Origin of the sequence: Cypionkella sp. TWP1-2-1b2, assembly GCF_049896245.1 — a bacterium.
Taxonomy (GTDB): Bacteria; Pseudomonadota; Alphaproteobacteria; order Rhodobacterales; family Rhodobacteraceae; genus Cypionkella.
This window is the reverse complement of record NZ_JAFCTX010000021.1, coordinates 17,910-35,534: the sequence shown is the minus strand read 5'-3', so window position 1 is coordinate 35,534 and position 17,625 is coordinate 17,910. Positions and strand designations below refer to the sequence as shown.

The window sequence follows — 17,625 nt, the reverse complement described above, 5'->3', positions numbered from 1 at the left end:
GGGGGGCAAGCAAGCTGACGCGGGGTGATCCACGTTGGCCGCTACTTTGGAAATGGTTATTGGGTGGAGCATATGGACTACGGATGGGATTTTGTCCTTGCCCGGAATCAAGGCGCTTTAGCGCCGCCGGGCCGCGCCCTCCCTCCCCCCGGGAGGGCGCGTTGCCACGGTTGCCAGCAGAAAATCGGTGGGAGCGGTTGAGGCATAAAGCGCCTAGAACAAGCCTTTGCGCGCCGTCCCGAGGGAGGGCGCTGCCCTGTGTGGTGCGTAACTTTACGGTTTGCATAAAGTATCTCGGCTCCAACCATCCTGAAATTCGACCCGGTCGCAATCGGTGAAGGCGGCCCAGCGGGAGAGTTCGGATTCGAGTTTTGAAATGCGGCCCGCGCCCAATTTCAACCCGGCTTCGGGCCAGAAGGCTTTGACGCGCAGGGTGCGCTCGTCGCGGAAGGCTTTGCAATCTATCCGGCCGATCAGGCGATCACCTTCCAGCACGGGAAAGACGTAATAGCCGTATTGGCGTTTGGCCTCGGGGACGAATACTTCGATGCGGTAGTGAAAGCCAAACAGGAATTCGGCGCGGTTGCGGTCGCGCAGGGCGGGGTCGAACGGCGAGAGGATACGCAGGCGGCTGGTGGGTTCGGGCGCGCTTTCGGCATGGGTTAGCACATCGGGGCGGGCGTAGCTGCGTTGGCGTTGGCCTGTGGCACCTTCGATCTCGATCTCGATGATCTCGCCGCTTGCGAGGGCGGTTCTGGTCCACGCCTTGACCTCATCGGGTTTGAGGGCGTGCCAGTAGGCGCGCAACTCAGAGGCATTGGCGAAGCCGAGATTGTCGAGGGCTGAGGTGCAGGCCCAGTGGGTTGTGGTTTCCAGATCGGGAGTGGTGCGGTGGGCGTGGGGGATCACCCGTTCGGTCAGGTCGTAGATTTTCTGGAAACCGTTGCGACCTGCGATGGAAAGTTGCCCGGTGCGCCATAGCCATTCGAGGGCGGTTTTTGAGGGGTGCCAATCCCACCAACCGCCTTTGCCGCGCACCTCGTCTTGGCCGACATCAGAGGTGGTGACGGGGCCATCGGATTCGATGCGGCGCAGGATGGTGTCGAACTGCGCCTCATAGCCATCGCGGAACCATGACTTCCAGTTGCTGTGCAGGCGTTCGGTGTCGCGGGCAAAGCGGTGGTGCCAGTGGTTGTGCAGATGCACCGGCAGGATAGAGGCGTCATGCGTCCAGTGTTCAAACAGCGCGCGGTCGGTTTCCAGCAGGGATTTGAGCGCGGCGGGTTTGTAGGATTGGCGGCGCGAGAACAGGATCATGTGATGCGCGCGCGCCACGGTGTTGATGCTGTCGACCTGCACGAAACCGATGCGGTGGATCAGGTCGGCGAGGGCTTGGCCGGTGGCTGGCCCCGTGGGAGCCTCGGCCAAAGCGTGGCGGTGCAGGAACAGACGGCGGGCGGCGGGATTGGTTAGCAGGGGAAACATGCGCTAGGGGTAGCAGGCCAAGCGGAGAGGTCAACAGCGACGTTTTTTGCGCGCTGCGCGGCATGTGGTAACATAGTGACATATTGGCGGGGAAATTGTGACCAAATCGGTCGATTTAACAGGTTGATCGCGGGGCTTGCAGGCCCCAGTTTAGGTCATATCCCCAAGGAGTTTTGGATGACGCATGACACGCCACTGATCGCGATTATTGCCATAGGTCTGTCGATGGCCTTTGTGTTGGGCCTTGTGGCGCATCGGTTCAGGTTGCCGTTGATTGCGGGTTATCTGATGGCGGGGGTGATCATCGGGCCGTTCACGCCGGGGTTTGTCGCCAATCAGGATTTGGCGAATGAATTGGCCGAGATCGGGGTGATCTTGCTGATGTTCGGGGTTGGGCTGCATTTCTCGCTGAAGGATTTGTTGGCGGTGAAGGCGGCGGCGGTGCCGGGGGCTTTGGGGCAGATCGCGGTGGCGACGGCTGCGGGCGTGGGTTTGGCGTGGGCTTTGGGCTGGGGCATTGGGGCCGGGGTGATCTTTGGGCTGTCGCTGTCGGTGGCCTCGACCGTGGTGCTGCTGCGGGCGCTGCAAAGCCGAGGGATTTTGAAGGATGAGACCGGCAAGCTGGCGGTGGGCTGGCTGATCGTTGAAGATCTGGTGATGGTGGTGGTGCTGGTGTTGATCCCGCCGCTCGCCGGAGTGATGGGCGGTGTTACGGTGCCGGTTGAGGGTGAAGCGGCGGCGGTGGCCAGTTGGGGCTTTGGGCCGCTTGGGGCGACACTGCTGCTGACCGGGGCAAAGGTTGCAGGCTTTATCGGGCTGATGCTGATTGTGGGTGCGCGGGTGATCCCGATGGTTTTGCACTACTCGATGCACACCGGGCAGCGCGAGTTGTTCCGGCTGGCGGTGCTGGCGATTGCCTTGGGCGTGGCTTACGGCTCGGCGGTGTTCTTTGGCGTAAGTTTTGCGCTGGGGGCGTTTTTCGCCGGCATGGTGATGGCATCGTCCACCCTTTCGACGCAAGCGATGAAGGACACGCTGCCGCTGCGGGATGCGTTTGCGGTGCTGTTCTTCGTGTCGGTGGGGATGTTGTTCAACCCGTCGGTGATCTGGACGCAGCCTTTGGCGCTGGCGGGCACGGTGGTGATCGTGCTGGGGATCAAGTCGGTGGCGGCTTACGTTTTGATGCGCTGGTTTGGCCATGATCGCTCGGCCGGGTTTGTGCTGGCGGCATCGCTGGCGCAGGTTGGAGAGTTTTCGTTCATCCTGATCGGGATGGGGGTGAGCCTGAAGATCGTGCCGGTTGGCGCACGCGATCTGGTGGTGGCGGCGGCGCTGTTGTCTATTCTGGTCAATCCGCTGCTGTTCCATCTGGCGGATCGCTATGCCGGGAAACCGACATCTGAACCGCTTTAAGCGGCGGGAACGCCGCTTGTCCGACTCTGTCCGCAGGTCTAGGCTTTGCCTTGAGGCCCGGGAGGAGGGTCGGTTCAGGGAGAAATTTCATGGCATCTGTTTCCATTCATCCATCGGTTGATGGCGGTGTGAAGCCTGGCAAAGCGGGTTTCGCGGGCGGCACATTGACTTGTCATTGCAAGAGCGATCCGGTGGTGGTCGAGATCGGCTCGGATTGTCTGCACAATCATGTCTGCGGCTGCACCAAATGCTGGAAGCCTGCGGGGGCGGCGTTTTCGATGGTGTCGGTGGTGACATCCGACAACGTGAAGGTCACCAAGAACGCGGGTAAACTGGCGGTGGTGGATGGCGCGGCGCTGATCCAGCGTCATGCCTGCAAGGGTTGCGGCGTGCATATGCACGGGCCAGTGACGCGGGCCAATCATCCGTTCACCGGGCTGTCGTTCATCCATACCGAGTTGTCGGCGACCGAGGGTTTTGCCGCGCCGACGTTTGCGGCCTTTGTGTCTTCGGTGATTGAGGGCGGCACGGACCCCGCGAAGATGGACGGCATCCGGGCGCGGCTGAATGAATTGGGCTTGCCGCCATCGGATGCGCTGTCGCCGGGGTTGATGGACTATATCGCGACGTTTACCGCGAAGGCGAATGGGGTGCTGAAGTAGGCACAACGGTTGTTCTTGCCAGATTTGGCCGCAGACAAATCTGGCCGCGCCTGCCTGCCCTCGGCAGGCGCGTTCCCGCGCCAGCCCAGTCAGGCGCGGCCAGATTACGAAGCGACGGTTTGCTGCACCACACCCCTTGCTCGACGGCGTTCCGCCTTACGCGCAATGAACCGGAAAACGCTCCACTGGAGCGTTTTCTTTCGGTTCACAGTCAGACTGCCTTCGCCCGCTTCATCGTCAGCCTGCGCACCACGACATAGAATGACGGCACCATGAAGATGCCCAGCACGGTGGCCGACAGCATCCCGCCCAGCACGCCGATGCCGATGGCGTTTTGCGCGCCAGCACCTGCCCCGGTGGCAATCGCCAAGGGCAGCACGCCAAGGATAAACGCCAGCGAGGTCATCAGGATCGGCCTCAGGCGCGTGCGGGCGGCCTCAAGGGCTGCTTGTATGGGGGTGCGGCCATGGGTTTCCAACTCGCGCGCGAATTCGATGATCAGGATGGCGTTCTTCGCGGCAAGGCCGATGGTCGTCAGCAAACCTACCTTGAAATACACGTCATTCGACTGCCCAAACAACCAAGCCGCCAGCAATGCGCCCAAGATGCCCACCGGAACCGCCAGCATCACTGAAAACGGGATCGCCCAGCTTTCATACAAGGCCGCCAGACACAGGAACACCACCAGCGCTGACAGCGCGTAAAGATAGGGCGCCTGGTTGCCGGATTGGCGTTCTTGATAAGACAGATCAGTCCACGCCACGCCGTAGCCGCCGGGCATGGCCGAGGCCAATTCCTCCATCGTATCCATCGCTTCACCCGACGAGGTGCCATCGGCCTGCGCGCCATTGATCTGCACCGCAGGCAGCGCGTCGATCCGCGAAAGGCTGGGGGCGACTGGTGCCCATTCGGTTTTCGAGAACGCCGAGAACGGCACCATCTCGCCTGCGTTGTTGCGGGCGAACCATGCCAGCACATCCTCGGGCTGCATCCGTGCGCTCGCGGCCCCCTGCACGATCACCGGGCGCAAGGCGGTGCCAAGCTGGAAATCATTGACCTCGTCGCCCGCAAACACGGTTGAGAGCATCGCGTTCACCTCGGTCAAAGACACGCCCAAGGCGGCGGCTTTTTCCTGATCAATCACCAGCTTCAGCGCCGCTTCATCCTCGGATGCGCCGTTGCGCAGGTTGGTGACACGACCGCTGGCTTGCGCTTGTTTGATCAGCTCGGCGGCGGCGGCGAACAGGGCGTCGTTGCCCGCACCCGATTGATCGACCAGATACATCGAGAAACCCGCTGAGTTGCCAAGGCCCTGAATGGCGGGCGGCTGGTTGAACTGCACGGTGCCTGCGCGCAGCGATTTGAACTTGGCACTGGCGCGGGCGGCGACGGCAGAGGCCGACAGATCGGCGCTGCTGCGTGCGTCAAAGCTGCGCAGTTTCACAAACACCATGGCCTGATTTTGCCCGGTGCCGCTGAAGCCGAAGCCCATGGCGACGAAGGTGGATTCAACCGCCGCTTTTTCTTCGGTGTTCAGATATTCCTCGACCTGTCGCACCACATCCAGCGTCGCGGCGGTGGTGGAACCCTGCGACAGTGAAATCCGCGTCATCAGAACACCCTGATCTTCTGAGGGCAGGAAAGAGCCGTTGATCCGGCTGTAGATCACGCCAACGCCGCCGCTGACGATAGCCAGCACCAGGATCATGGCGAAGGGCCATTTCAGGATACGGGCCAGCAGGTTGGCATAGCCGCGTGTGGCAGCACCAAAGCCGGTGTTGAACCAGCGCGCCGGGGTGCTGAACCAGCCTGCCTCATTCGGTTTGTGCGGCTTCAGGATGGTGGCGCACATTGCGGGGGTCAGGATCAAAGCGACGGCGGCGGAGAGCAGCATCGCCGAGATGATGGTGACGGAAAACTGTCGGTAGATCACGCCGGTGGAGCCTGACGAGAACGCCATCGGCAGGAACACCGCCGACAGCACCAGCGCGATGCCGATCAAGGCGCCGGTGATCTGGGTCATGCTTTTCTCGGTGGCCTCAACGGGTGGCAGGTGTTCTTCGGCGATCACGCGTTCAACGTTTTCCACCACCGCGATGGCGTCATCGACCAAGAGGCCAATGGCGAGCACCATGGCGAACATCGTCAGGGTGTTGATCGAATAGCCGAGGATGCCCAAGACGGCGAAGGTGCCGAGCAGCACGATGGGCACTGCGATGATCGGGATCAGCGTGGCGCGCCAGTTTTGCAGGAAGACGAGGATCACAAGGAACACCAAACCGATGGCTTCCAGCAGGGTGTGTTCGACCTTTTCGATGGACAATTCCACGAAGGGAGAGGTGTCATAGGCGTATTCCACTTCGACGCCTTCGGGCAGCGCGGCTTGCAGGCTGGTCAGGGTGGCGCGCACGGCGGCAGCGGTATCCACCGCATTGGCCCCGCTGGCGAGGTTCACCCCGAAGCCCGAGGCATTGGCACCGTTAAAGCGGGAGTCGCCGCCGTAGGTTTCTTTGCCGATCTCGACCGTTGCCACATCGCCCAAGCGCACGGTGTTGCCTTCGGCGGTGGTGGTCAGGCGGATTTGCTCAAACTGCTCCACCGTGGTCAGCTGGCTTTGCGCGGTGATGGTGGCGGTGAATTGCTGGCCGCGCGTCACAGGTTGCGCGCCGAGCGAGCCGATGGAGACCGTGGTATTCTGCGCCTGCACGGCGTTGACCACATCGGCGGGGGTCATCATAAATTCAGCCAGTTTCAGCGGATCGAGCCAGATCCGCATCGCATAGCCGGAACCGAACGAGTTGATGCTGCCGACGCCATCGGTGCGCAGCACGGCCCCTTCGACGGTCGAGGACATGATATCGCCCAGTTGCACCGTGCTGTAGCGGCCATCTTTTGAGACAAGTGAGCCCACCAGCAGGATCGACGACGACGAGCGGCTGACGCTGACACCGGAATCCTGCACCGCATCGGGCAGGCGGCGGGTGATTTGGTCGACCTTGGCCTGCACATTGGTTTGCGCATCATCGGGATCGACAGAATCGTCAAAGGTCAGCGTCAGGGTAGAACGGCCTGTGGAGGATGATCCAACGGTGTACAGCAGCCCCTCCAGCCCGGTCAGACCGTCTTCGATGTTCTCGGTGACCGAGGTTTGCACCGCCTCTGCGGTAGCCCCCGGATAGCTGGCCGAGACGCGGATCGTGGTGGGAGCGATGTCGGGGTATTGTGAGACGGGCAGTTGCAGCAGCGAATAGGCCCCGGCCAGCATCACAACAATCGCCAGAACCCAGGCGAAGACCGGGCGGTGGATGAAAAAACGCGCCATGTCTTAGTTATTCCCGGTGGTGGCGGCAGGTTTGCTTGCATCGGCGGCTGTTTCGGGGCTGGCGTCATGCACCACGCCATCGGCATCAATCGAGACAGGCACCGGTTTGATCGCTGCACCGTCGCGCAGGTTGGTCAGGCCATCAACAATCACCAGATCACCGTCCTCGATGCCGCCAGTGATGATCCAGGCGTTGTCTTGGCTGCCGGAACTGGTCAGCGCCACCTTTTTCGCCACGCCATCTTTCGCCACAAACACCGTCAGTGTGCCATCCGAGGTACGGCCCGTGGCGCGCTGTGGCACCAGTTTGGCGCTGGTGGTGCCAAGCGTCAGCTTCACCCGCAGGAATTGGCCGGGCAAAATCAGCCGCTTGGGGTTATCAAACTGCACCCTCAGATCGAAGGTGCCGGTGGTGGCGGAGACCACGTTGCCCAGCACCACCACGGTGCCTTCGCCGTCATAGGTCTGGCCATCCTCCAGCACCAGCGCGACACCAACCTTGGTGCCAAGTTTCAGGCTGCCATCGTCGATCTGTGCGCGGATGCGCAGCATGCCTGCGCTGGAATCGCTGACATCAATATAGATTGGGTCCAGCCGTGTGACGGTCGCCAAAGCATCGGTTTGGTTCGCGGTGACCAATGCGCCGATCGAGACGTTTGATATGCCCGCGATGCCGGTGATCGGGCTGCGCACGATGGTGCGATCCAGATCAATTTGGGCGACATCCAGTGTAGCCTTGGCAGCGGCAAAACCGGCCTCTGCCGAGGCGGCGGCAGCTTGCGCCGTTTGCAGATCGGCTTGGCTGACTGCGTTGCCTTGTAGTGTCTTGTAGCGATCCACCGTGGCGCGGGTGGTTTTGACCTGCACTTCTGCGCCTGCAACGGCGGCTTTGGCCGAGGCGAAGGCCGCGACATAGGTGATATCCTCTATCTTGAACATCGGATCGCCGGGGCTCAGCGTGTCACCTGCGGCGTAGAGGATTTCTTCCACCACGCCGCTGACGCGCGCCCTGATCTCGCCGGTCTCGAAGGCGACAGCGCGGCCCGGCAACGTGCGGATATAGGGCACTTCCACGGTTTGCACGGTGACGGTGCCGACACTGGTCGGCCCCTGTGGCGCGCCACGCGGTGGGGTTTGCGCAGTGACCTCGGTTGTCAGCAAAAGCAGAGCGATCAAAGAGATAAGGCTAAACCGCCGAAAAGCGATGCGCGGGCTTTGGGCGGGCGAGGGATGCGACATAGAGGGTCCGTTTTTTGATTATTCTGAAGGCAACACTGGGCGAGACTGATTGGGGGCGAGGCTTGGGCAAAGCAAAATGAGAGGAGCGCAAGCAGTGACAAGGTTGCGTGCAAGATAATTCTTTTACGCCGCCCGGAAAGGTTTCCGTCGCGACTGCTTCAAAATGAATCGGGCCTTGCGCAAAGCTGCGCCTTAGTGTGGACGTATCGTATCCGTACTGGACCAGTCCGACAGCGCCCAATCTGACTCGGGCAGGCGCGCCAGTTTGTCGGGGTTGCGGATGCGGTAAATTGCGGTGATCTGGCCATTGTCGATCGCAAACGTGGTGGTTTGCAGCACACCGTTGTAGGTGCTGACATAGCCGGGCAAGCCGTCGTTCCACATCAGTCGGATCATCTGCTCGGATGGGCCATACTTGCGGGTCAGGCTGGCAAACAGCCGGAGCAACTTGGCCAGCCCGATGATGACTTTCGGGAAAGTCGAGACTTTGCTGCCGCCATCCGAATGCATTGTCACACCTTGCGCTAAAAGAGTTTGTAGCGCGGCGATATCGCCGTTGCGGGTGGCTTGGAAGAAAGCATGGGTGATTTTTTCGCCTTCCTCTTGGGCAACGCGGTAGCGCGGGCGCTCGGATTGTACATGGCGGCGGGCGCGCGAGGCGAGTTGCCGCACCGCATCTGGGTCGCGGTTGAGGGTGCGGGCGATCTCGGCGATGGGAGTTTCAAACACATCGCACAAAAGGAAAGCGGCACGTTCCAACGGCGACAGCCGTTCCAGCGCCAGCATCAGGGTCAGCGTCAGATTGTCGGCGCGCAGGCTGTCGTCTTCGGGCTCGGTCAGCGGCTCTGGCAGCCAACTGCCGACATAAGCCTCACGGCGGTGGCGGGCGGATTTGATCGTATCAAGGCACAGCCGGGTGACGATGCGGGTGAGGTAAGCGGCGGGGCTGTCGATCTGCGACGGGTCGCGTTTGTGCCAGCGCAGATAGGCATCTTGCACAATGTCTTCCGCCTCGGCGCGCGATCCCAGCATCCGGTAAGCGAGGCGCAGCAGCCGGGGCCGCTGCGTCTCAAAGAGGCTGGTGGCCTCAGGCTGCATCGCTGTGCGCGCCAAGCGCCGGGCTGGCGCGAAAACCGGTTTGGAGGCGATTCCACACATTGATCGCGCCGATAGCGAGGCTCAGGTTCAGGCGTTCTTCCGCAGAAAATGCGGCTTCGATGACGGCGTAATCTTCATCCGGTGCCCCGGTTTGGGCAAGATTGGTCAGGCTTTCCGTCCAAGCCAGCGCCGCCCGTTCGCGGGCGGAATAGAGCGGAACCTCGCGCCACGCGGGCAGCAAATGCAGCCGCATCGGGTCTTCGCCATCCCTCATGGCTTCGGTCGCGTGCAGATGCAGGCAGAAGGCGCAGTGGTTGATCTGCGAAGCACGCATTTTCACCAGATGCAGCAGTTTGGCCTCCAAACCGCTGGCTTTGATCGCAGCTTCCAGCGCGAACATCGCCTTGACGCCGGGGTGGGTCGGTTTGAAATAGTCGGTCATGCGGGGGGTCATGTCAGGCTCCATTTGTGGGTTGTATCAGGTTTTTGAAAGCAAGGCGCGTGCGCGGTAGCTGTCAAAGGTGGTCGGGGCGATGTGGGCATGGGGATCGGTGCAGTGTCATCCAACACGGCGCCGAAATCGGGCGCGCGGCGGCAGCGCTTTGAGGTCTATTGCAGTGTTGAAGCCGATCAGCCCGGTGCCGCCAATAGCCACGATCTTCATGATCTTTCCCTTGTTTTGATCATACAAGGATATGACGCGGCAGGGTGCCCAGTTGTGACATCGGCGTCAGATTAATTTGGAAATGGCAGAAAGCTGCGGCGGGGCTAGTTCTTGAAACTGACGGCCAGCGTGAAGGCGTATTGCGCGTCGGTCAGGCCTTTGGGGGCGGGGGGGAAGCTGCCCGCGCGGCATTGTTGCGGGCATTTGCGCGGCCGGGGCCTTGGTCAAGCCACAGCACCAGCAGCACCAGCGCCGCCATTGTGCCTGCTACGGAAGTAGCTGCCGCCGCCCATTTCGCGGCATAGGCCACAGGGTGATGCCCGCCGCGCGCGGTCAGCCAATCGACAGAGGGGCCGGGCTGGGTGGTCATGGTTCAGCGGGATTGGGGTCTGGTGCTGCGCCTTCAATGCCGACCAAAGCCACACGCAAATAGCCCGCCGCGCGGAGCAGGTTCATCACCGCCATCAGCTTGCCATAGGGCACGGCCTCGTCCGCGCGCAGATAGATGCGCTGGTTGCGGTCGGCTTTGGTCAGACTGTCCAGCTTTGCGCCAAGGCTGTCGCGGTCAATGGGTTCGGAGGCCAGCGACAGGGTCAGGTCTTTTTGCACGGTGAGATAGATCGGCTTTGGCGCGCGGTCGGCGGGCATGGCGTTAGAGCCGGGCAGATCGACCGGGACATCGACGGTCGATAGTGGTGCTGCCACCATGAAGATGATCAACAGCACCAGCATCACGTCAATAAAGGGCGTGACATTGATCTCGTGATTTTCTTCCAGATCATCGCCGCCGCCACGCGTGGACATCGCCATGCTTTAGGCCCCCGGTGCGATGTGGCGGAAATCGAGATCGCGGCTGAGCAGGCGCTCCACCCCCGCCGCCGCATCGCCAAGGCTTTGACGATAGGCGGCAATCTCACGGCTGAAGTGGTTGTAGATCACCACGGCGGGGATGGCCGCGACCAGACCGATGGCGGTGGCCAAAAGTGCTTCGGCAATGCCGGGGGCGACGACAGCGAGGTTGGTGGTCTTGGTTTCGGCGATGCCGATGAAGGCGTTCATGATGCCCCAGACCGTGCCGAACAGCCCGACGAAGGGGGCGGTGGCACCGATGGTGGCCAAAAGTCCGGTGCCTTTGCGGATGCGCGCCCCCGCCTGCACCTCGATCCGGTCCAGCACCGAACGGGTGCGCTCCTTCACTCCATCGGGGCCAGCGGCGGCGATGGCGGGATCAGAGCGGCGGTATTCGATCAGTGCCGCTTGCGCCATGAAGGCGGCGGGGTCGGTTTGGGTGAACAGTTGCGCCGAGGCGGCTTCCAGCGAGGGTGCGTTGTGGATCGTGCGGACCGAACGGCGGGCGCGGCCACGGGCGACGGCCAGTTCGATCAGCTTGAACACCAGCACGGTCCAAGTGACGAAAGACGCGAAGGTCAGCGACACCATCACCAGCTTCACCACCCAATGCGCGGCTTGATACATGCCCCAAGCCGAGTAGTCGGTTTGCGCGTGCGGGATTGCGGTTTGGGCCGTTTCGGGTTGAGTCGGCACTGCATTGGGGGACAGCTTCGCGGTTGCCGAGGGTGTCGGTGGCGGAATTGGCGGCGCAGATCGGTCCGTCGGAAAGCTGGTTCGCGCGGGCGTTCAAGCACAGCACTGGTGAGACGCCGCATGGCTGGCAGCAAGGTCTGCGCATTACGGCGGCCAAGGCGATGCTGGGTAGCTGCGATGCGGCTTTGGTCGAGATTGCGGTGGCGACGGGGTTTGCTGATCAGGCGCATATGACGCGGGCGTTTCGCGGCGTGACGGGGACGACTCCGGCAGCGTGGCGGCGGGGTCATGCGGGATGATTGAAGCGGGTTTGAAGCGGGGTTTGTGCAATTCAAAGCAGGATGCTGCAAGACGATGGCGGTATTTCTACTTATTTAGTCAGGAATTCGCGCGCCCCGCGCTCTGATCCCGATCACCCTAGGAAATGTTGATGACTACGCTTCGCTCACGCTCCCGTCTGGCTTTGCTGCTGGGCCAAACCGCCCTGATCGCCTGCATCTTGCCGCAGCTGGCCATGGCGCAAACTACGACTGATCTGGAGCCGATTGTGGTGACGGGCCAACGCGAAGGCACGGCAACTGGCCCGGTAAATTCCGCCAATCCGGCGACGCTGACCGGGACCAAGAGCGCGACCCCGATCAGCGAAGTGCCGCAGTCGGTTTCGGTGGTGAGTGCCGAGACTTTGGCCGCGACCAATGCCGCCAAACTCGACGGCGCTTTGGCCTATGTGGCGGGAGTGGTGGGCCAGCCTTACGGCTATGACAGCGACACCAACTGGCAATTCATCCGCAGCTTTGCCGCCACCGCGACGGGCGTGTATCAGGACGGCTTGCAGCATTTTTCCTATGGCTTCGGCGGGTTCTTCGTCGATCCGCTGCTGATCGAGCGGATTGAGGTGCTGAAAGGCCCGTCCTCGGTTTTGTATGGCGGCTCAAACCCCGGCGGCTTGCTGAACTATGCCACCAAGCGGCCCACGGGCGAAAACAGCCGTGCGGTTGAACTGGGCGTTGATAACTTCGGCCGGGCTTGGGCATCTTATGACCAGAACGCGCTGACGGCGGGCGGCACCGCTTTGCGCTTCACCGGCAAGCTGGAGAATGTCGCGGGCCATGGCGCGTTCAACAATGGCTTCCACGGCATTGTGGGTTTGGGCACGACTTCGACCCTGCAAGATGGGTCCGATCTGACCTTGTTGTTCAATTACACCAAGATGAACGAAGATCATGTGGGCGGCGCTTGGCTGCCTTACGTCGGTTCGGTGGTAGATGCGCCGTTCGGCAAGATCGACCGCGAGTTCAACACGGGCGAGCCGGGCGAGGATTCGTATATCCGCGATCAGGAGCTGGCGACGGCGATCTGGCAAAAGGATATGGGCGGTTGGACGCTTTCCAACACCACCCGGCTGTCTTGGGCGGATGTGGCGGAAAGTTCGGTCTACGCCTATGGCTATGCGGGGTTTTCACCCACGCCGACCGATGCCGACAACACCCTGTCGCGGATTTTCTTTCAGCACCACACCGAAAGCCTAAGCTTTCTGACCGACACCCATGCCGAAACCAGTTGGCAAACCGGGGGCGCAGAGCATCGGGTGCTGTTCGGGCTGGATCTGAAATATTTTACCATGGATCAGGTGCAGGGTTCGGTTGCTTGGCCCGGCGCTGCGACGGGGCTGTCGGTGACCGATCCGGTTTATGGCGCGGCACAACCTGCGACCACGCCCTGTATTGATCAGACGCTGACCCGGAAACAGGCGGGGCTTTATCTGCAAGACCAGATGCGTTGGGGCGATGGCTGGATTGCCACGGTGAACGGGCGGATGGATTATATTGATACCTCGACGGGCGTGAACCATGCCACGGAGGCGGCAGGTTTGTCGCGCAATGACACCGAGTTCAGCTGGCGCGCCGGGATTGCCAAGGTGATGCCGCATGGGGTGACGCCCTATCTGACCGCTGGCAGCTATTTCAATCCGCAGATCGTCAACGATGTGAACGGCAACTCTATCAGCCCGGAAACGGGGGATCAGGTTGAGTTTGGCGTGAAATGGGCGCCGAATGAGAAGACCCTGCTGACCTTCTCGGCGTTCAAGATCAACCGGAATAACATCTCGCAATCGCAGTGGAATGGGTCGGGCTATAGCTATTTCCAACTGGGCGCGGTGCGTTCGCGCGGGATCGAATTGGAAGGCCGGGGGTGAGATTGCGCCGGGTCTGGTGCTGGCGGGCGCTTTGACCAAGCTGGATGTGTCGGTGACGGATGATGTGGACGCTACGCTGATCGGCAAGACGCCCCTATGCGACGGTTGAGGATCAAGCCGCGTTGAAGCTGGCATGGTCGCCTGCGCAGGTCGAAGGTTTGACCCTGACGGGCGGCGTGCGCTGGTCTGGCGCAAGTTGGGCTGACAATGCCAATACGCTGAAAGTGCCGGAGGTGAGGTTGTTCGATCTGGGCGCGAGCTATAAGTTCGGCGATGACTGGACCGCCAATCTCGCGATTTCGAATGTCACCGATGAAACCTATGTGGCATCCTGCCAGACCGGGTTCTCGTGCTTCTACGGTGAGGGGCGCAATGCCTCGATCAGCCTGCGCAAGACGTTTTGATATGAGGGGGGCGGGTTGATCTTGCCGCCATAGCCCGCGAAGTTGCCCCAGCAACCACGCCCGCCGTTTTCCTGAAAAGAGTGCTTCATGCTTCGTCAATTCGCTGAATACTACCGCCCTTGGATGGGCCTGTTCTGGCTGGATTTCGGCTGTGCCGTGGTGTCGGGCCTGCTGGAGCTGGCATTTCCACTGGCGGTGCGCGGCTATATCGACTGGCTGCTGCCGCAGGGGAATTGGACGCTGACGGTGATCTTCGCGGTGGCTTTGTGCGCGATTTATGTGGTGAACGCGGGGCTGATGGCGATTGTGATTTACTGGGGCCATATGCTGGGCATCAATATCGAAACCGAAATGCGGCGGCGGGCGTTTGACCATTTGCAGCGGCTGTCTTGGGGCTATTTTGACCGCCAGCATTCCGGCCATCTGATCGCCCGTGTCACCCGCGATCTGGAGGATATTGGCGAGGTTGCGCACCACGGCCCGGAAGATCTGATCGTCGCGGTGATGACCTTTGTGGGCGCGTTTATCCTGATGCTGACGGTGCATGCGCCCTTGGCGTGGATGACGGTGGTGATCGTGCCGCTGGCCGCGCTGCTGGTGATGTATTTCGGTGGGCGGATGACCGCGACATGGCGGGCGATTTATGACCGGGTGGCGAATTTCAATGTGCGGATAGAGGAAAACGTCGGCGGCATCCGGGTGGTGCAGGCGTTTGGTAATGAAGACCACGAGCGGGCGTTGTTTGCGAAAGATAACGCCAGTTACCGCCGCACCAAGCTGGACGCCTATAAGGTGATGTCGATTTCCTCGACGCTGAACTATGTCGGTATGCGCGCGGTGCAGGTGATGGTGATGGTCGCGGGCGCGGGCTTTGTGCTGAACGGGACTTTGACGGCGGGGGGGTTTGTGGCGTTCCTGCTGCTGGTCGGCGTGTATTTCCGGCCGTTGGAGAAAATCGCCTCGGTGATTGAGACGTATCCGAAGGGGATCGCGGGGTTCCGGCGGTATCTCGATCTGATGGCAACCAAGCCGGATGTGGTGGACACGCCGGGTGCGGTGGCGGCGCCTGCGCTGCGCGGTGCTGTGCAGTTTGATTATGTCAGCTTCGGCTACGATCCCGCACGCCCGGTGCTGCGCGATGTCAGCTTTACGGTGCAGCCGGGGCAGACGGTGGCGTTTGTGGGCGCTTCGGGCGCGGGCAAGACCACTTTGCTGGCGCTGTTGCCCCGGTTTTACGAGCCGACCTCGGGGCAGATCAGCATTGATGGCATCGCCTTGCGGGACATGACTCTCGCCAGCCTGCGGGCGCAGATCGGCATTGTGTCGCAGGATGTATTCCTGTTCAGCGGCACTCTGCGCGACAATATCGGCTATGGTCGGCTGGGGGCTACGGATGCCGAGATCCTCGCCGCCGCTGCTTCGGCGCAGTTGGAGGCGACGATTGCCGCCTTGCCACAGGGCCTCGACACCGTGGTGGGCGAGCGTGGCGTGATGCTGTCGGGCGGGCAAAAGCAGCGGGTTGCCATTGCTCGGGTTTTCCTGAAAAACCCACCTCTGTTGATCTTGGATGAGGCGACGTCGGCGTTGGACACCCAGACCGAACGTGAAATTCAGGCGGCTTTGGATGGGCTCTCAGAAGGGCGGACGACGTTTATCATCGCGCACCGTTTGGGGACCATCCGCCATGCCGACAAGATCGTGGTGATGGATCAGGGCCAGATTGTGGAGGTCGGAACCCATGGTGATCTAAGCCTGCGGGGCGGTCGCTATGCCGATCTGCACGCCGCATGATCCGCGCTGATGATCTTGCCCTGACGGGCCGCGTGCTGGATGCGCCGGGGGCACTGGCGGCGCATCTGGCCGAGGTCTATGCGGCGTTTGATCCGGCTGCGCTGCCGCAAGGTGGGCTGCGCGTCAACTTCACCAGCGGCAGTCTCAGCTTTGCCCCCGGCGAGCAGGCGATGCTGATCAGTGTCACCGCGATGTCCGCCACCGACCTGTTCGTGCTGCGCGAGGCGGTCGCGGGGCTGGTGGAGGGTTTTGATGCCCCGCTTGGCCCAAGGTTGATCTGGGACCGCGCCTTGCCGAAGCTGCAAACTCCGCCGAATTTTCGGCAGGGCCGGGTGCTGGCGATCTCGCATCCCGGCGCGGGCTATGTGCGCTTGCGGATTGCGGCGGATCATCTGGCACCTTTTGCCATCAGTGGCTTCCATTTGCGCCTGCTGTTGCCGGCCGAGGGCCGCGTGGCGGTCTGGCCTTTGGTGTCGGACGCGGGCCGCACGGTTTGGCCCGCAGGCGACGACAAACTGCACGACCCTGTCTACACCATCCGCGCGATTGATCCGGCGGCGGGCTGGTTGGAGGTCGATATTTTCCTGCATGGCGAGGGTCGCACTTGCCGTTGGGCCGAAGGCGTGCAGCGCGGCGCTTTGGTGGGACTGATTGGGCCGGGTGGCGGCTATCTGCCGATGGCACGGCATTTGGCGCTGGTGGGCGACGAGACAGCTTTGCCTGCCATCGCGCGGATATTGGAAGCTGCTGCGCCCGATACGCTGGGGCAGGTGTTGATCTTGGTGCCGGATGCGAGTGCGGTGCAACCCTTGGCTTGCCCGGCGGGCGTGGAACTGCGCTGGTTGTTCCGCAGCGCGGGTGACAGCTTGGAAGGCGGGTTGGCGACGATGAAACTTCCAGCGGCGGGACGGGCGGGCGGGCGGCATTTGTGGATCGCCGGGGAACGTGCGCAGTGTCAGCGCTTGCGCGGGCAGTTCAACGCTGCAAGCGGTTGGGCCAAGGGTGAAACCACGATCAGCGGCTATTGGGTGCGTGATGTTCAGGCTTGAGGGCATCCGCCGCCTGCATGGCGCGCGCGAAGTGCTGGCGCTGGACAAGCTGATGCTTGGCGGCGAAGGGCTGACGGTGGTGTTGGGGCATAATGGATCAGGCAAATCGACGCTGCTGGGGCTGCTTGCGCGTACCGATACCGCGACCACGGGGCATATTTTCCTCAACGATACACCCCTAGCCGACATCGGTCAGCGCAAATTAGCGCAGCAGATCGCCTATCTGCCGCAGCGGCTGCCCCCTGTTCCCGGCCTGACCTTGGGGGAGTTGGTGCGGCTTGGCCGCTATCCGTGGCGCGGGGCTTTGCGGCGCTGGCAGGTGCAGGATCACACGGCGGTGGAGGCCGCTTTGATCGCTACCGGGGGGATGCAGCACGCAGAGGCTCTGGTCGAAACCATGTCGGGCGGTGAGCGGCAGCGCGGCTATATCGCAATGCTGTTGGCGCAAGACGCGCCGATTTTGTTGCTGGACGAGCCGACCTCGGCTTTGGACCCCGGCCATGCCTACGAGGTGATGCGGTTGTTGCGCGGGCTGGTCGATGCGACGGGTCGGCGGGTGATCGTGGTGCTGCATGATGTCAACCTCGCCGCGCGCTTTGCTGATCGGATGGTGGCGTTGCGGGAGGGGCGGATTGCGTTTGATGGCGCGCCGCAAGCGCTTCTGACGCCTGCAATTCTGTCGATGCTCTACGCGGTGCCGATGCAAGTGGCGCCCGGTCTTGCGGGCCAGTTGCCGCTGGCCGTGGTGGCTTAAGG

15 protein-coding genes and 1 pseudogene are annotated in these 17,625 nt (G+C 62.1%); 8 read left to right on the top strand and 8 right to left on the bottom strand.

Going from position 1 to position 17,625, the window contains the following annotated elements; all coding sequences use genetic code 11:
• Positions 1-273: 273 nt before the first annotated feature.
• Positions 274-1,485, bottom strand: coding sequence for a winged helix-turn-helix domain-containing protein (locus ACP7AP_RS14620; protein ID WP_426035010.1), 1,212 nt, complete (start codon positions 1,483-1,485; stop codon positions 274-276).
• Positions 1,486-1,662: 177 nt separating this feature from the next.
• Between ACP7AP_RS14620 and ACP7AP_RS14615 the strand changes: the two genes are divergently transcribed.
• The gene (locus ACP7AP_RS14615) at positions 1,663-2,898 is read left to right on the top strand and encodes a cation:proton antiporter (RefSeq protein ID WP_426035008.1); all 1,236 of its coding nucleotides are present in this window, start codon (positions 1,663-1,665) and stop codon (positions 2,896-2,898) included.
• An 89-nt stretch (positions 2,899-2,987) separates the two neighbouring features.
• Positions 2,988-3,560 carry an S-(hydroxymethyl)glutathione synthase gene (gfa, locus tag ACP7AP_RS14610; RefSeq protein ID WP_426035006.1) on the top strand — a complete coding sequence of 191 codons (573 nt, stop codon included), beginning with the start codon at positions 2,988-2,990 and terminating at the stop codon, positions 3,558-3,560.
• A 211-nt stretch (positions 3,561-3,771) separates the two neighbouring features.
• On the opposite strand, the gene ACP7AP_RS14605 is transcribed toward gfa, so the two are convergent.
• From ACP7AP_RS14605 to exbB, 7 genes are all read right to left on the bottom strand, one after another.
• Positions 3,772-6,882: an efflux RND transporter permease subunit gene (locus ACP7AP_RS14605; protein ID WP_426035004.1), complete on the bottom strand. Its 3,111-nt coding sequence runs from the start codon at positions 6,880-6,882 to the stop codon at positions 3,772-3,774.
• 3 nt (positions 6,883-6,885) lie between these two features.
• Complete coding sequence (locus ACP7AP_RS14600) at positions 6,886-8,121, bottom strand: efflux RND transporter periplasmic adaptor subunit (protein WP_426035002.1); 1,236 nt, start codon at positions 8,119-8,121, stop codon at positions 6,886-6,888.
• A gap of 192 nt (positions 8,122-8,313) precedes the next feature.
• Positions 8,314-9,219, bottom strand: a complete 906-nt coding sequence (locus ACP7AP_RS14595; protein WP_426035000.1) for a sigma-70 family RNA polymerase sigma factor — start codon at positions 9,217-9,219, stop codon at positions 8,314-8,316.
• Entirely contained in the window at positions 9,209-9,673 is a 465-nt protein-coding gene (locus ACP7AP_RS14590) for a carboxymuconolactone decarboxylase family protein (RefSeq protein ID WP_426034998.1), read from the bottom strand. Before ACP7AP_RS14590 ends, ACP7AP_RS14595 begins: the two co-directional genes overlap by 11 nt.
• 361 nt (positions 9,674-10,034) lie before the next feature.
• Positions 10,035-10,253, bottom strand: coding sequence for a hypothetical protein (locus tag ACP7AP_RS14585; RefSeq protein WP_426034996.1), 219 nt, complete (start codon positions 10,251-10,253; stop codon positions 10,035-10,037).
• Positions 10,250-10,693 (bottom strand): TonB system transport protein ExbD, encoded by a 444-nt coding sequence (gene exbD, locus ACP7AP_RS14580; RefSeq protein ID WP_426034994.1) that lies wholly within the window; start codon positions 10,691-10,693, stop codon positions 10,250-10,252. The genes ACP7AP_RS14585 and exbD overlap by 4 nt, the downstream gene beginning before the upstream one ends.
• A 3-nt stretch (positions 10,694-10,696) precedes the next feature.
• The gene (gene exbB, locus ACP7AP_RS14575; protein ID WP_426034992.1) at positions 10,697-11,428 is read right to left on the bottom strand and encodes a tonB-system energizer ExbB; all 732 of its coding nucleotides are present in this window, start codon (positions 11,426-11,428) and stop codon (positions 10,697-10,699) included.
• A gap of 32 nt (positions 11,429-11,460) precedes the next feature.
• Between exbB and ACP7AP_RS14570 the strand changes: the two genes are divergently transcribed.
• From ACP7AP_RS14570 to ACP7AP_RS14545, 6 genes and pseudogenes are all read left to right on the top strand, one after another.
• Entirely contained in the window at positions 11,461-11,727 is a 267-nt protein-coding gene (locus ACP7AP_RS14570; RefSeq protein WP_426035080.1) for a helix-turn-helix domain-containing protein, read from the top strand.
• Between the two features lie 131 nt (positions 11,728-11,858).
• The gene (locus ACP7AP_RS14565) at positions 11,859-13,625 is read left to right on the top strand and encodes a TonB-dependent receptor domain-containing protein (RefSeq protein ID WP_426034990.1); all 1,767 of its coding nucleotides are present in this window, start codon (positions 11,859-11,861) and stop codon (positions 13,623-13,625) included.
• 119 nt (positions 13,626-13,744) lie between these two features.
• Positions 13,745-14,029: pseudogene (locus tag ACP7AP_RS14560) on the top strand (TonB-dependent receptor domain-containing protein); the annotation flags it as partial.
• A gap of 87 nt (positions 14,030-14,116) precedes the next feature.
• A complete protein-coding gene (locus ACP7AP_RS14555) occupies positions 14,117-15,820 on the top strand; it encodes an ABC transporter ATP-binding protein (protein WP_426034988.1) in 1,704 nt (567 codons plus the stop codon).
• Positions 15,817-16,869 (top strand): siderophore-interacting protein, encoded by a 1,053-nt coding sequence (locus ACP7AP_RS14550; protein WP_426034986.1) that lies wholly within the window; start codon positions 15,817-15,819, stop codon positions 16,867-16,869. The genes ACP7AP_RS14555 and ACP7AP_RS14550 overlap by 4 nt, the downstream gene beginning before the upstream one ends.
• Complete coding sequence (locus ACP7AP_RS14545; RefSeq protein ID WP_426034984.1) at positions 16,856-17,623, top strand: ABC transporter ATP-binding protein; 768 nt, start codon at positions 16,856-16,858, stop codon at positions 17,621-17,623. The genes ACP7AP_RS14550 and ACP7AP_RS14545 overlap by 14 nt, the downstream gene beginning before the upstream one ends.
• Positions 17,624-17,625 lie beyond the last annotated feature (2 nt).

Bases quoted from the DNA above. Each gene is read 5' to 3' on its own strand.
- ACP7AP_RS14620 (WP_426035010.1), bottom strand. From the start codon at position 1,485: ATGTTTCCCCTGCTAACCAATCCCGCCGCCCGCCGTCTGTTCCTGCAC.
- ACP7AP_RS14615 (WP_426035008.1), top strand. From the start codon at position 1,663: ATGACGCATGACACGCCACTGATCGCGATTATTGCCATAGGTCTGTCG.
- gfa (WP_426035006.1), top strand. From the start codon at position 2,988: ATGGCATCTGTTTCCATTCATCCATCGGTTGATGGCGGTGTGAAGCCT.
- ACP7AP_RS14605 (WP_426035004.1), bottom strand. From the start codon at position 6,882: ATGGCGCGTTTTTTCATCCACCGCCCGGTCTTCGCCTGGGTTCTGGCG.
- ACP7AP_RS14600 (WP_426035002.1), bottom strand. From the start codon at position 8,121: ATGTCGCATCCCTCGCCCGCCCAAAGCCCGCGCATCGCTTTTCGGCGG.
- ACP7AP_RS14595 (WP_426035000.1), bottom strand. From the start codon at position 9,219: ATGCAGCCTGAGGCCACCAGCCTCTTTGAGACGCAGCGGCCCCGGCTG.
- ACP7AP_RS14590 (WP_426034998.1), bottom strand. From the start codon at position 9,673: ATGACCCCCCGCATGACCGACTATTTCAAACCGACCCACCCCGGCGTC.
- ACP7AP_RS14585 (WP_426034996.1), bottom strand. From the start codon at position 10,253: ATGACCACCCAGCCCGGCCCCTCTGTCGATTGGCTGACCGCGCGCGGC.
- exbD (WP_426034994.1), bottom strand. From the start codon at position 10,693: ATGGCGATGTCCACGCGTGGCGGCGGCGATGATCTGGAAGAAAATCAC.
- ACP7AP_RS14565 (WP_426034990.1), top strand. From the start codon at position 11,859: ATGACTACGCTTCGCTCACGCTCCCGTCTGGCTTTGCTGCTGGGCCAA.
- ACP7AP_RS14555 (WP_426034988.1), top strand. From the start codon at position 14,117: ATGCTTCGTCAATTCGCTGAATACTACCGCCCTTGGATGGGCCTGTTC.
- ACP7AP_RS14550 (WP_426034986.1), top strand. From the start codon at position 15,817: ATGATCCGCGCTGATGATCTTGCCCTGACGGGCCGCGTGCTGGATGCG.
- ACP7AP_RS14545 (WP_426034984.1), top strand. From the start codon at position 16,856: ATGTTCAGGCTTGAGGGCATCCGCCGCCTGCATGGCGCGCGCGAAGTG.